Source organism: Achromobacter deleyi (assembly GCF_016127315.1).
Lineage (GTDB): Bacteria > Pseudomonadota > Gammaproteobacteria > Burkholderiales > Burkholderiaceae_B > Achromobacter > Achromobacter insuavis_A.
On sequence record NZ_CP065997.1, the window covers coordinates 6,705,919 to 6,718,809 of the forward strand.

General features: G+C 68.3%; 10 protein-coding genes. 4 read left to right on the plus strand and 6 right to left on the minus strand.

Annotated elements, in window-relative coordinates:
* Positions 1-114 precede the first annotated feature (114 nt).
* A complete protein-coding gene (locus I6I07_RS30355; RefSeq protein ID WP_198484861.1) occupies positions 115-1,776 on the plus strand; it encodes a Na/Pi cotransporter family protein in 1,662 nt (553 codons plus the stop codon).
* 781 nt (positions 1,777-2,557) lie between these two features.
* Here the strand turns inward: I6I07_RS30355 and I6I07_RS30360 are convergent.
* The 3 genes from I6I07_RS30360 to polA form a co-directional block, all read right to left on the minus strand.
* Positions 2,558-3,346 carry a dienelactone hydrolase family protein gene (locus I6I07_RS30360; protein ID WP_198484862.1) on the minus strand — a complete coding sequence of 263 codons (789 nt, stop codon included), beginning with the start codon at positions 3,344-3,346 and terminating at the stop codon, positions 2,558-2,560.
* 118 nt (positions 3,347-3,464) lie between these two features.
* A complete protein-coding gene (locus I6I07_RS30365) occupies positions 3,465-4,298 on the minus strand; it encodes a ZIP family metal transporter (protein ID WP_061072071.1) in 834 nt (277 codons plus the stop codon).
* A 156-nt stretch (positions 4,299-4,454) separates the two neighbouring features.
* On the minus strand, positions 4,455-7,172 hold the full coding sequence (polA, locus tag I6I07_RS30370; RefSeq protein ID WP_198484863.1) for a DNA polymerase I: 2,718 nt from the start codon (positions 7,170-7,172) through the stop codon (positions 4,455-4,457).
* A 76-nt stretch (positions 7,173-7,248) separates the two neighbouring features.
* Here polA and I6I07_RS30375 point away from each other — a divergent pair, with 76 nt between their 5' ends.
* A complete protein-coding gene (locus I6I07_RS30375; RefSeq protein WP_035360111.1) occupies positions 7,249-7,875 on the plus strand; it encodes a TIGR00730 family Rossman fold protein in 627 nt (208 codons plus the stop codon).
* Positions 7,876-7,944: 69 nt separating this feature from the next.
* Here I6I07_RS30375 and I6I07_RS30380 read toward each other — a convergent pair whose 3' ends face one another.
* The gene (locus tag I6I07_RS30380) at positions 7,945-9,369 is read right to left on the minus strand and encodes a M20 family metallopeptidase (protein WP_198484864.1); all 1,425 of its coding nucleotides are present in this window, start codon (positions 9,367-9,369) and stop codon (positions 7,945-7,947) included.
* A 69-nt stretch (positions 9,370-9,438) separates the two neighbouring features.
* On the minus strand, positions 9,439-10,422 hold the full coding sequence (locus I6I07_RS30385) for a Bug family tripartite tricarboxylate transporter substrate binding protein (protein ID WP_198484865.1): 984 nt from the start codon (positions 10,420-10,422) through the stop codon (positions 9,439-9,441).
* A gap of 127 nt (positions 10,423-10,549) precedes the next feature.
* On the opposite strand from I6I07_RS30385, the gene I6I07_RS30390 reads away from it, so the two are divergent.
* The gene (locus I6I07_RS30390) at positions 10,550-11,494 is read left to right on the plus strand and encodes a LysR family transcriptional regulator (RefSeq protein WP_198484866.1); all 945 of its coding nucleotides are present in this window, start codon (positions 10,550-10,552) and stop codon (positions 11,492-11,494) included.
* Positions 11,495-11,513: 19 nt separating this feature from the next.
* On the opposite strand, the gene I6I07_RS30395 is transcribed toward I6I07_RS30390, so the two are convergent.
* Positions 11,514-12,380, minus strand: a complete 867-nt coding sequence (locus tag I6I07_RS30395; protein ID WP_198484867.1) for a LysR family transcriptional regulator — start codon at positions 12,378-12,380, stop codon at positions 11,514-11,516.
* 107 nt (positions 12,381-12,487) lie between these two features.
* Between I6I07_RS30395 and I6I07_RS30400 the strand changes: the two genes are divergently transcribed.
* Positions 12,488-12,880, plus strand: a complete 393-nt coding sequence (locus I6I07_RS30400) for a tautomerase family protein (RefSeq protein WP_198484868.1) — start codon at positions 12,488-12,490, stop codon at positions 12,878-12,880.
* Positions 12,881-12,891 lie beyond the last annotated feature (11 nt).

Below are 12,891 nucleotides of genomic sequence, written 5' to 3' on the forward strand. Positions count from 1 at the left end.
AGCAAAGCCCCGCGGGGCGTATGCTGTATTCCAGGCACGGGTTTCCCCGCCCGCCCCGGCATGCGATCATTACAGAATTATTTCTTGTCATAAAAAGAATGGAACTGCCCCAGGATGTCCGGACTTATCACCCTGCTTGACTTCGCCGGCTACGTCGCCCTGCTGCTCTGGGGCGTCCACATGGTCCAGACAGGCGTGCAGCGCGCCTTCGGCGCCGCCCTCGGCGCCGCGCTGGGCCGCGCCCTTGGAACCCGCTTGCGGGCCTTCGCCGCCGGCCTGGGCATCACCGCCGCGCTGCAGAGCAGCACCGCCACCGGCCTGATGATCACCGGCTTCGCCGCCGGCGGCGTGGTCGGCCTGGTGCCGGCCCTGGCCGCCATGCTGGGCGCCAACGTCGGCACCACGCTGATCGTGCAACTGCTGTCGTTCGACCTGACCTCGCTGGCGCCCATCCTGATCCTGGCCGGCGTCTGGATGTTCCGCCGCTATCCGCCGGGCCGCACCCGCGACCTGGGCCGGGTCTTCATCGGCCTGGGCCTGCTGCTGCTGTCGCTGCACCAGTTGGTGGAACTGTTCGAGCCGTTCCAGACCGCCCCCATGCTGGGCATGATCCTGGACGCCCTGGCGACCCAGCCGGTGGCCGCCGTGCTGCTGTCGGCCGCCTTCACCTGGGCGGCCCACTCCAGCGTCGCCGTGGTGGTGCTGGTCATGTCCCTGGCCAGCCACCACATGGTGGCGCCGCACGTCGCCTTCGCACTGGTGCTGGGCGCCAACCTCGGCACCGCCATCAACCCCATGATCGAAGGCGTCACCGGCGACGACCCCGCCGCCCGCCGCCTGCCGCTGGGCAACCTGCTGACCCGCATCCTGGGCGTGCTGGCCGGCCTGGTGCTGCTGCCGTGGCTGCAACCGCTGATGAGCGAGATGTCCAGCGACCCGGCCCGCGCCGTCGCCAACTTCCACACCCTCTTCAACGCCGTCATCGCGCTGGCGTTCCTGCCGCTGCTGGCGCCCTACGCCGCCCTGCTGACCCGCTGGCTGCCCAAGCGCACCGACCCCAACGACCCGGCCCGTCCCCAATACCTCGACGAATGGGCCCACGACGTGCCCGCCGTCGCCCTCGGCAACGCCGCGCGCGAAGCGCTGCGCATGGCCGACATGCTGCAGACCCTGCTGCTGTACGCCCGCGCCGGCTTCAAGCGCGACAACCGCCACCGCATGGTGCAGGCGCGCCAGCTCGACGCCGCCCTGGACAAGCTGGAAAACGCCATCACCACCTACCTGGCCACCCTGGACCAGGAAAACATGACGCGCGGCGACCTGCAGCGCATGGACGACATCCTGGCCTTCACCAGCAACATCGGCCACGCCGGCGACATCGCCCACCACGGCCTGCTCAGCCACATCGCCAAGCTGCGCAAGCAGGGCTGGACCTTCTCGCCCGAACAGCGCGCCAGCCTCGACGACACCCTCGGCGAACTGATCGCCAACCAACGCCAGGCCGCCGCCCTCTTCGTCAACGACGACCTGCGCCAGGCCCGCGCCCTGGCCGGCGAGAAGTCGCGCTTCCGCACCATCGAGACCCAGGCCGCCGACGTCCACCTGCAAAAGATCAAGGCCGGCCAGGTCGACGCCGCCGAAGTCGGCGCCCTCTACCTCGACATCCTGCGCGACATGAAGGGCATCAACTCCCACCTCGTCGGCGCCGCCGCCTACCCCCTCCTGGCCCGCCACGGCGAACTCCTCCCCAGCCGCCTTCGCGAAGCGGGGAATTGAGGCCCCCACGCGGCGCGCGCTTCGCGCGCTTGCTGCCCCCCGAGGGGGCTGGCCCGCCTTCGGGCGGCCGGGCGGCGGGCCTGCCATCCTAGCGGGGGGATTGCGATGGTTCCCTCGCTGCCCCTCATTGGCTGCCACCGTTGGGGGCTAACCCGGCTTGAGGCACTGACGAAACTAAGCGGCGGCTATCACGGCGGGTCCGTCATCCGGGGAAGCGATGGCTCCCTCACTGCCCCTCAATGGCTGCCACCGATGGGGCTACCCCGGCTTGAAGCAGGCATGCCACAAGGCGGCGACCGTGGCACGTGCGAGGTATGCAGGACGCTCACCGCGCGTCCTCCCGCATGACAGGACAGCCAGCCTCCCCGCGCCGCATCCTCTCCCAACGCCCACACCGCCCCCCGCGCGCAGCGAGCCAAGCCCCAAAGCCGCACACCACGTATGCCAGGACCGGCTGCCCGCGCAGCCGGTCCTGGCGGGCCCCGCAAACCTCTCGCATGCCGCCGCGGTCCAGCAGCGCCCCATGCCTCGAAACCGCTAGCCCGGCGCGGGTGGCGCACGGGTGGGCGCGCCGTCAGATGCGCCCGGCGGAAACCGTAGGGAGCCGAAGGCGGACGAGGTTGAGCACGGGGAAGTCCGGAGCGAACGCTCCGGACCGCAATCGCAGGCGCGCCCACCCGTGCGCCACCCGCGCCGGGCGGCCCACGAAGCAACAACCGCCCAAAAAAAACCGCCACGCAAACGCGCAGCGGCTTCATCACGCCCAGAGGAAAAATCCCCCTCAAAGGTACCGCTCGAACCACTCAAGCATCCTCCCCCACCCATCCTTGGCCGCCTCAGCCTGATAACTCATCCTGTAATCCGCCATGAACGCATGATCCGCCTGCGGATACACCACGAACTCCGACCGCCGGGCATTCTCGTTCCCCGCCGCCAGCTTGCCCTTCATGATCTCGATATCCGACACCGGAATCCCCGTGTCCTTGGCGCCATACAGTCCCAGCACCGGCGCGTGCAGCTCATTGACCACATCGAACGCATAGCGCTTGATCAACGGCCCATGGCCCGCGCTCAGCTTGCCGTACCAGGCCACGCCCACCTTCACGTCCGGATTGTGCGCCGCATACATCCACGTCAGGCGGCCGCCCCAGCAGAACCCCGTCACCGCCACCCGTTTCGGATCGCCGCCGTGCTGCGCGGCCCAGGCCACGCTGGCGTCCAGATCGGCGAACACCTGTTCGTCGGACACTTTGCTGACGATCTCGGCGATCAGCTTGGGGATATCGGTATAGGTCGACGCGTCACCCTGGCGCTCGTACAGGTTCGCGGCCACGGCCAGGTAGCCAGCCTTGGCCACGCGGCGGCAGACATCCTTGATGTGCTCGTGCACCCCGAAGATCTCCTGCACCACCAGCACGACCGGCAGGTCGCGCTTGCCCTCGGGGGCGGCGTAGTAGGCGCTGATGGATCCATCGGCCACGGGCAATTGGAAATCCCCGTGAACCAGCCCCTGGGTGTCCGTGTGGATCACGGTGGGGGCGACGTTGCCGGCGGCGGCGGAAAAACTCATGGCGAACTCCTGTGTAGGGATCAACGCGGAGCCGGCGCGCCGCGGTTCGCCATCGGGGGCGAGCGCGACAGGACCGGCCAGGATCGGAAGCAAAGCCGGGTATCGCGACCGCCACGCTTCAATGTGTGTGGACGTGCTCCGTGCGGGCCGCGCCAGCGCCCGCCTCGTGCTCATGCCCGTGGTGCATCAGGGTCGTCACGCTGTAGATCAGCACCACGCCCACGCCCACCAGCAGCAGTTGCGGCACCGCATCGGCCAGGGATACCCGTTCGTGCATCTGCGGCATCAGGTCGGCCACCGAGATGTAGAGGAAGCTGCTGGCGGCAACCACCAATACGTACGGCACCCAGTCCTGGGCCTGCTGCAGCACGAAGTAACCTATTATGCCGCCCAAGGCTGAACACAAGCTGGTGAACAGGATCAGCGCGAAGGCGCGGCGGCGCGCCAGGCCGGCATTGAGCAGCACGACGAAGTCGCCCAGCTTGTGCGGCACTTCGTGCACGATGATCGAGGCCGCCGTCAGCACGCCCAGCAGCGGGTCGGTCAGGAAGGCCGCCGCCACCAGCACGCCGTCGCACAGGTTGTGCAGCGAGCTGCCGACCAGGATCAGCACGCCCCCGCGTCCCGCCTCATGCCGGTCATGGCCATGATGATGGTGGTGCCCGTCGCCCTCGTGGTGATGGCTGTGGCGCAGCAGCGCGATCTTCTCCAGCACGAAAAATCCGATCAGCGACGCCAGCATCAGCCCGAACAGCACATGGGCGTCGGCCACCCCGCTCTCGAAGGCTTCCGGCAGCAGGTGCAGCAGCGCCACCGACAGCAGCACCCCCACGGACAGGCTGACCATGTGATGCAGGTAATGGGCGAACACCTTGTAGGCCAGCCAGCTGGCGACAAGGACGGCGATGAGGCCACCGGTGACGGTGGCAAGCAGGACCCAGAGCAGCAGCATTTGGGGGACGTATTATGGTCAGGGGGAAGCGCAACATTATATTGTTGCAGCCGCAAAAGCGGAAATGGGCCACCGGACGCTGCGCGGCCCGGACGGCCCGATCCAAGCAATCCACGGCGAGCGGCCCGTTCACGGGCGCGCCGCCGTCCAGGCGTGTCAGTGCGCCTGTTCCCAGTTCTTGCCCACGCCCACCTCGGCCACCAGCGGCACGCGCAGCTCGGCCACGGTGCACATCAGCCGCGGCAGGGCTTCCTTGACCACTTCCAGTTCCGCGTCGGGCGCTTCCAGCACCAGTTCATCGTGCACCTGCATGATCATGCGGGTCTGCAGTTTCTCGGCCTCGAGCCAGTCCTGCACCGCCACCATGGCCATCTTGATCAGGTCGGCCGCGGTGCCCTGCATCGGCGCGTTGATCGCCGCGCGCTCGGCGCCCTGCCGGCGCGGGCCCGAGGCGCCGCGGATCTCCGGCAATTGCAGCCGGCGCCCGAACACGGTCTCGACATAGCCCTGCTCGCGCGCCACGCGGCGCGTGTTCTCCATGTACATCGCCACGCCGGGATAGCGGGCGAAGTAGCGGTCGATGTAGGCCTGCGCCGCGTCCCGCGTGATGCCCAGGTTCGACGCCAGGCCGAACACGCCCATGCCGTAGATCAGGCCGAAGTTGATGGCCTTGGCCGCGCGCCGCTGCTCGGACGAGACGTCCGCCAGCGACACGCCGAACACTTCCGAGGCCGTGGCGCGGTGGATGTCCTCGCCGGCGGCGAAGGCGCGCTGCAGGTTGGCGTCGTCCGACACGTGCGCCATGATGCGCAGCTCGATCTGCGAATAGTCGGCCGACAGCAGCAGGCCCTGCTCGGCGATGAACGCCTCGCGCACCCGGCGCCCGGCCTCGGTGCGCACGGGAATGTTCTGCAGGTTGGGATCGGACGAGGCCAGCCGGCCGGTGATCACCGCGGCCTGCGAATAGTGCGTGTGCACGCGACCGGTATCCGGGTTGATCATGCGCGGCAGCTTGTCCGTATAGGTGGACTTGAGCTTGGACAGCCCGCGGTATTCCAGCAGCACCTGCGGCAGCGGGTAGTCCTGCGCCAGCTTGCTCAGCACTTCCTCGTCGGTCGACGGCGCGCCGCCGGCGGTCTTGCGCACCACCGGCAACTGCATGCGGCCGAACAGGATCTCGCCCAGCTGCTTGGGCGAATTCAGGTTGAAGGGCTGACCGGCCAGTTCGTAGGCCTTCTGCTCGAGTTGCAGCATTTCCTGGCCCAGCTTGTGGCTCTGGCGGCCCAGCTCGGCGGCGTCGACCTTGACGCCGTTGCGCTCGATGGTGGTCAGCACCGCCGACACCTGCATTTCCAGCAGGTAGATGCGTTCCAGCCCGGCGTCGGCCGCCACCTGCGGGCGCAGCACCTGGTGCAGCTGCAGCGTGAAGTCGGCGTCCTCGGCGGCGTAGTGGCCGGCCTTGTCCACCGCCACTTCGTCGAAGCCGATCTGCTTGGCGCCCTTGCCGCACAGGTCTTCGTACGAGACGCCGCTGCGGCCCAGGTAGCGCTGCGCCAGGTCGTTCAGGCCGACGCCGCGATGCGACTCCAGCACGTAGGCCTGCAGCATGGTGTCTTCGGCGATGCCCGCCAGGCGGATGCCTTCGTTGGCGAACACGTGGGTGTCGTACTTGGCGTGGTGCAGCAGCTTGGCGCGCGAGGCGTCCTGCAGCCACGGGCGCAGACGCTCCAGCACGTCGGCCTTGGGCAACTGGGTCGCGCCATCCGGGCCGTGGTGCGCCACCGGGATGTAGCAGGCCACGCCCGGCGCCACCGCCATCGACAGGCCGACCAGCTTGGCCCGCATCTCGTCCAGCGAGGTGGTCTCGGTGTCCAGCGCCACCAGCTCGGCGCCCTGCGCCAGTTCCATCCAGGCGTCGAACGCCTGCCAGTTGTCAATGATGCGGTAGTCCAGCTCGGCCGGCGCGGCCGGCGCTTCGACCGCCACGCGGGCATCGCCCGTGGGCACGCGCTCGGCGTCGCCGGTCAGGTCACGCAGCCAGGTGCGGAAACCGTAGCGTTCGTACAGTTCGGTCAGCGTGGCCTCGTCGCGGCCGCGCGGGGTCAGGTCGTCGACGCTCTCGACATGGCCGGTCAGGTCGCAATCGCACTTGACGGTCAGCAACTGGCGCGTCAGCGGGAAGTTGGGGATGGCTTCGCGCAGGTTGCTACCGGCCACGCCCTTGATGCCCTCGGCGCCCTCGACCAGCTTGTCGATCGAACCGAATTCCGAGATCCACTTGGCGGCCGTCTTGGGGCCGACCTTGGTCACGCCCGGCACGTTGTCGACGGTGTCGCCCACCAGCATCAGGTAGTCGACGATGCGGTCCGGCGGCACGCCGAACTTGTTGACCACGCCGGCCTCGTCCAGCACCTCGCCGCTCATGGTGTTGACCAGCGTGACGTGGCTGTTGACCAGCTGCGCCAGGTCCTTGTCGCCGGTGGACACCACCGTGTGCACGCCGCGCTCGGCGGCGCGGCAGGCCAGCGTGCCGATCACGTCATCGGCCTCGACGCCCTCGATGGCCAGCACCGGCCAGCCCAGCGCGCGCACGGCGCGGTGGATGGGCTCGATCTGCGCCGCCAGGTCTTCCGGCATGGGCGGGCGGTGCGACTTGTATTCCGGATACAGATCGTCCCGGAACGTCTTGCCACGCGCATCGAAAATACATGCGGCATACTCTGCCTTATAGTCGGATACAAGCTTGCGCAACATATTGACCACGCCGTACAGCGCACCCGTAGGTTCGCCTTGCGCATTGCGCAAATCAGGCATAGCGTGAAAAGCGCGGTACAAGTAGCTTGAACCGTCGACCAGCAATAAGGTTTTTTTCATGGTTACAAAGGCAGATATGGCAACAACTGCGGCAACAATTGCGGCGACGCCCGCCGAAAAACAAATTCCGCTGATTATGTCAGAGATACGGACGGCGGCCGAAAAGCTCGCGAACATCGGGCCAGCAGTCAGTGTCTTCGGCAGTGCGCGCGTCAGCCGCAACTCCCCCCACTACGAAACCACCGTGGCAATCTCGGCCGCCCTGGCCGAGGCGGGATTCGCGGTCATCGCGGGCGGCGGCCCGGGCATCATGGAAGCCGCCAACAAGGGCGCGTTCGAAACCGGCGGCACCAGCATCGGGCTGAACATCAGCCTGCCGCACGAAGCGCACAACAACGAGTATCAAACCATCAGTCTCTCGTTTGAGTACTTTTTTTCACGCAAAGCCACGTTTTTCATGCACAGCTTCGCCTACGTGGCGATGCCGGGCGGCTTCGGCACCCTGGACGAGCTCTTCGAAGCGTTGACGCTGATCCAGACCGGCAAGGTCCCGGCCGCGCCCATCGTGCTGGTGGGCAGCGAGTACTGGTCGGGCCTGGTCGAATGGCTGGGCGGCCAGGTGCTGGGCAATGGCATGATTGGCGCGCATGACCTGGATCTTTTCATCATCGAGGACGATCCCCGCAAGGTCGTGCGCAAGGTGGTCGAATTCCACCAGAAGGCCAGTTCGGAAGCGCAATACGCGCCTTCCCTGCCGGCCTGACCGGCGCCGGCCCGCCTCAAGCGGGCCGGACACCACGGGCGGCCTCCCGCAAGTGCCGCCCCGTGCCGCCTACCTGCGCATGAACGACGGCAGCACGTCGGCCGGAATCGGGCAGACGTAGGGCTGGCCGCGGCGCATTTCCAGCAGTTCCTCCTTGGCGCGCGCCAGCGCCTCGGGCTGGCCATACAGGTCGGCGGCGGTGGCCGCGATGACCTTGGCCGCGTGCACCATGCCCTTGTGCGCCAGCGACAGCTTGCCCTGCGCCACCATCTGCCAGGAATGGAACGGCGTGCCGTAGGCGTAGCAGGCGCCCCAGCATTGCGCCGTGGGCGTCACCCAGCTGACGTCGCCGACGTCGGTCGAGCCATAGCTGATCTCGTGCTTGCCGGGCTCGTACGGTGCCACCCCGCTGAACAACGGCGTCGGATTGCGCAGCACCGCGCCCAGGTTCTTGCCGGCGTTGTCGATGTCGTCGGCGGAAATCGCGTCCCACATGCGGCGCGCGGCCTGCTGTTCACCCTCTGTGTACGCGGGCCCCTGCAGCGCCTGCATGTTGGCGTACATGACCTGGTTGAGCACGTCGTTGGGAATGTAGTTCGAGCAGGCCTTGTCGAACACGATCTCCAGCTCGCAGTCGGTCATCAGCGCCGCGCCGCGGGCCACGTTCTTGACCCGCTCGTACAGCTCGGCCGCCTGTGCGTTGATCGGCGCGCGCACCAGGTACAGCACCTCGGCGCGGGCCTGCACCACGTTCGGCGAAATGCCGCCGCTGTTGGTCACGGCGTAGTGCACCCGTGCGTCCGGCACCATGTGCTCACGCAGATAGTTCACGCCCACGTTCATCAGCTCCACCGCGTCCAGCGCGCTGCGGCCCAGATGCGGCGAATTGGCGGCGTGCGCGGCCACGCCGCGGAAGCGGAAATAGGCCTGAATATTGGCCAGCGACGACTGGTGGAAGATGCCCGTGTGCGAAGCCGGATGCCAGGTCAGCGCCGCGTCGAGGTCGTCGAACAGCCCGGCGCGCGCCATGAAGGTCTTGCCCGACCCGCCCTCCTCGGCCGGACAGCCGTAGAAGCGGATGCGGCCCGGCAGGCCGTTGCTTTCCAGGAACTCCTTGACCGCCACCGCGGCGAAATGCGCGGCCGTGCCCAGCAGGTGGTGGCCGCAACCGTGGCCGTTGCCATTGGGCGTTTCCGGCGATGGCTGACAGGCGAAGGCGCCGCTTTCCTGGCTCAGCCCCGACAGGGCGTCGTACTCGCCCAGGATGCCGATGACCGGGCCGCCCGCGCCGGCCTCGGCGACGAACGCCGTCGGGATCCCTGCCGCGTCGCGCGTGACGCGAAAGCCGGCCTCTTCCAGCATGGCGATGTGCAGTTCGGCCGATTTGTGCTCGTCATAGCGCAGCTCGGCCAGGCTCCAGATGCGGTCGCTCAGTTCCGCATAGCGGTCGCTGCGGGCGTCGATGAACGGGGCAAGTTTGTCGATGGCTCCCATCGTGTCTCCAGTGGCGGTTCTACAGGGTCTACAGGCGCCGGCGACGACACGCCGCCGGCGGTGCAACGCTTACTCGTCAAGCTTGATGGCGGCAGTTTCAATGATTTTCCGATTGGCGGCCAGCGTCTCGGCAATGCGCTGCGCGAAGGCCCGCGGCGTGCCGGTCTCGGGCGCCGCGCCGAGGGTGGCCAGCCGCTGCACCAGGGCCGGATCCGCCATGGCCTGCCGCACTGCGTCATTGAGTTTCTGCACCACCGCATCGGGCGTGCCCGCTGGCGCCACCAGGCCGAACCAGGTCTGTCCCAGGGCATTGAGCTGCGGATAGCCAAGCTCGGCCAGCGTCGGCAGCTGCGGCAGGCCCGCCAGGCGCGTCGGCGCGGCCACCGCGATCGGGCGCAGCTTGCCCGCCTTGATCAGCGATTGCGCCGAAACGTATTGGTCCTGTTGCACCTGCACCTCTCCGCCCACCGCCGCGGTCAGCGCCGGGCCCATGCCGCGATACGGCACGTGCAGCACCTCGACCTTGAGGTCGGCATTCATGGCCGCCAGGTTCAGGTGGCCAAGCGAGCCGACGCCCGGCGAACCGAAGGAATACTTGCCGGGATGGGCGCGCAGCTCGGCCAGGAACTGCGCGAAATCGGTGGCCGGAAAGGCCGGATTCACCATCCACACCACCGGCACGTTCGCCACCGAGCCAACCGGCTTCAACTGGGTCGCGGGATCGACGCGGCCAGTGCCGTACAGCAGCGGATTGACGGCCATGGTGCTGACCGTGGCCATGCCCAACGTGTAGCCGTCAGGCTCGGCCCGCGCCACGGCCTCGGTGCCGATCAGGCCGCCGGCGCCGGCGCGGTTTTCCACCACCACGCTCTGGCCCAGTTCCTTGCGCAGGCCATCGGCCACGGCCCGCGCCAGCACATCGGTGGAACCGCCCGGCGCGAACGGCACGATCAGGCGCACCGGCTGCGAGGGATAGGCGCCCTGCCCGAGCGCCACGGAGGAAGCGCCGACCAGGGCGGCGCAGACGACAGCATGCAACAGACGGGACTTCATGGAATGGCGAATCCTCGAGTGGAAACCGGTAGCCGGCATCACGCCATTCTGGGCAGGGCATATCCTTATTTCAAATACATTAATGCGGCAATACATTCACATTTTGAATAGCTTATTCGCTCGTGCCATGGACGTCGCCCCCGCCACCCTGCTTGCCCGCCTCCTGGCCAAGGGACGCCTGCGCCACCTGCAACTGCTGGCCGGCGTGGCCGAACTGGGCAGCCTGCAGCAGGCCGCCGCCCAGATCGGCATGAGCCAGCCGGCCGCCACCCACGCGCTGGCCGACATCGAATCCCTGCTGGGCGTGGAACTGTTCGAGCGCCACGCCCGCGGCATGCGCGCCACCCGCAGCGGACAGTTGATGGCCGATTGCGCGCGCGGCATGCTGACCACGCTTCGCGCCTCGACCGACTCGGTCGCCGCCCTGCGCGGCGGCGCCTCGGGCAACCTGCGCCTGGGCGCCATTCCGGCGGCCAGCAGCGGCCTGCTGGCCGAACGCCTGCCGGCCTACATGCGGACCCATCCCCACCTGCAGGTGGACTTCCAGGAAGGCAGCCGCGAACAATTACTGCCGCTGGCGGCCGCGGGCAACCTGGACCTGCTGCTGTGCCGGCGCCCGGAAGCGGTGCCCGCCGGCCTGGAATTCGTCCCGCTGCAACAGGATGCCGCCATCATCGTCGCCACGCCGGGCCATCCGCTGCTGGCCCGCGATGCCGCGCCCACGCTGGCGCAGGTGGCCTCCCAGTTGTGGATACGGCCACGCCCCGAACTGGCGATCCACGCCGTCTTCACCGCCTTCTTCGAGCGCGCCGGCGTGGTGCCGCGGCTATGCCGCCTGGCCAGCGCCGCGCCCCCCATGCCGCTGCTGATCGCGGTCATGCAGGCGCAGCAGGCGCTGGCCATGGTGCCGCTGACGCTGGCCGGCTGGTATCTGCAGCATGGCCATTTCGAGCGCCTGCGGATCGAGTCGCCGGGCGCGTTCCAGCCCATCGGCGCCATCGTCGGCGAGGCCGGTCCGGGCCGTGAATTCCTGCAGTGGCTGATGCGCGCGCCAAACCGGCAGGTCCGCTAGCCGCCGCGCCGAGGCCGGCTCAACGCAGCGCCCGCTCGATCGCCTCGCGCGCCTGGCCGATGAAGGGGTCTTCGCCCGGCCGCGGCGGCAACAGGCGAAATTCGACGTCGGGCAATGGCGGCAGGCCCGGCGCCTGCAGGCGGCCGATGCCGGGCGTCAGCGCCGACTCGTTCAGGCAGGCCACGCCCAACCCCGCCGCGATCGCCAGTTGCAGCCCGGCCACGCCCGAGGCCACATGCGCCACCGCGTACGGCACCGCGCGCCGCGCCAGCAGCCGCTCGGCGTACTGGCGCAACGCGCAGGTCTCGGGCAGCGCCAGCAACGGCAGCGGCGCCACCGGCGCCGGCGCCGGCGCACCCTCGGCCGCCATCCACAGCAGCGATTCGCGCCGCAGCAACGGCCCCTGCGGCCGCCCTTTCGACGCGCCGCGCTCCTGGATCACCATCGAAATGCCGACATCCACTTCGCCGCGTTCGTAGGCCGCCTCGATCGTGCCGCTCTTCATGATGGTGACGTGCATGCGCACCTGCGGATACTGCTCGTTCAGGCGCCGCAGCAGCCGCGCCACGTCGCCAGGACGGAAGTAATCGGTGATGCACAGCCGCAGTTCACCGCGCAGCGCCACGCCGCGCAGGTCGCGAAAGGCCTCGTCGCTCAGCGCCAGGATGGCGCGCGCATGCGCCAGCAGGCGCTCGCCGGCGGGAGTGGCGATCACGCCCGCCTTGCCGCGGATCAGCAGCGGCTGGCCGGCCCGCTCCTCCAGCTTGCGCATCTGCTCGCTGACCGACGACTGCGACAGGAACACCTTGGGCGCGGCGGCGGTCAGGCTGCCCGCGTCCAGCACCGCCACCAGGGTGCGCAGCTGGTCGAGATCGAATCCGGACATGATTTATCCAACGGTTTATACGATGGATGAAATCGTAAATTCCCGCTTTTCCGATGTCAATGCGGTCCCTACACTGGCTCCATTCCCCCTCACCCAAGGAGCCTGTCATGCCCCACATCGTCATCCACGTTTCCGGCCAGCCCGATGCCGCCCGCAACCGCCGCATCGTCGATTCGGTCGCCAGCCTGACGCAATCCGTGCTCGGCAAGAAGCTGCCGGTCATCGCCATCACGCTGCAGCACATCCCCCACGACCAGTGGTTCATCGGTGCGCGTCCCCTGTCGGAACTGGGCAAGAACGCCTTCCACCTGGACATCAGCGTCACCGACGAGACCAACACCAAGGCCGAGAAGGCGCGCTTCATCCAGGAGATCTACGCGGCCTTCGGCGAGGTCCTGGGCGAGCTGCACGAATGCTCCTACGTGCACGTGATCGACGCGCGCGCCGCGGCCTATGGCTATGGCGGCAAGACGCAGGAATACCGGCACCAGCACGCCTGAGACCCACGCGC

What these genes read in the sequence shown, in the direction of transcription:
- I6I07_RS30375 (WP_035360111.1), top strand. Translation starts at nt 7,249, where the DNA reads ATGTCAGAGATACGGACGGCGGCCGAAAAGCTCGCGAACATCGGGCCA.
- I6I07_RS30390 (WP_198484866.1), top strand. Translation starts at nt 10,550, where the DNA reads ATGGACGTCGCCCCCGCCACCCTGCTTGCCCGCCTCCTGGCCAAGGGA.
- I6I07_RS30365 (WP_061072071.1), bottom strand. Translation starts at nt 4,298, where the DNA reads ATGCTGCTGCTCTGGGTCCTGCTTGCCACCGTCACCGGTGGCCTCATC.
- polA (WP_198484863.1), bottom strand. Translation starts at nt 7,172, where the DNA reads ATGAAAAAAACCTTATTGCTGGTCGACGGTTCAAGCTACTTGTACCGC.
- I6I07_RS30395 (WP_198484867.1), bottom strand. Translation starts at nt 12,380, where the DNA reads ATGTCCGGATTCGATCTCGACCAGCTGCGCACCCTGGTGGCGGTGCTG.
- I6I07_RS30355 (WP_198484861.1), top strand. Translation starts at nt 115, where the DNA reads ATGTCCGGACTTATCACCCTGCTTGACTTCGCCGGCTACGTCGCCCTG.
- I6I07_RS30385 (WP_198484865.1), bottom strand. Translation starts at nt 10,422, where the DNA reads ATGAAGTCCCGTCTGTTGCATGCTGTCGTCTGCGCCGCCCTGGTCGGC.
- I6I07_RS30360 (WP_198484862.1), bottom strand. Translation starts at nt 3,346, where the DNA reads ATGAGTTTTTCCGCCGCCGCCGGCAACGTCGCCCCCACCGTGATCCAC.
- I6I07_RS30400 (WP_198484868.1), top strand. Translation starts at nt 12,488, where the DNA reads ATGCCCCACATCGTCATCCACGTTTCCGGCCAGCCCGATGCCGCCCGC.
- I6I07_RS30380 (WP_198484864.1), bottom strand. Translation starts at nt 9,369, where the DNA reads ATGGGAGCCATCGACAAACTTGCCCCGTTCATCGACGCCCGCAGCGAC.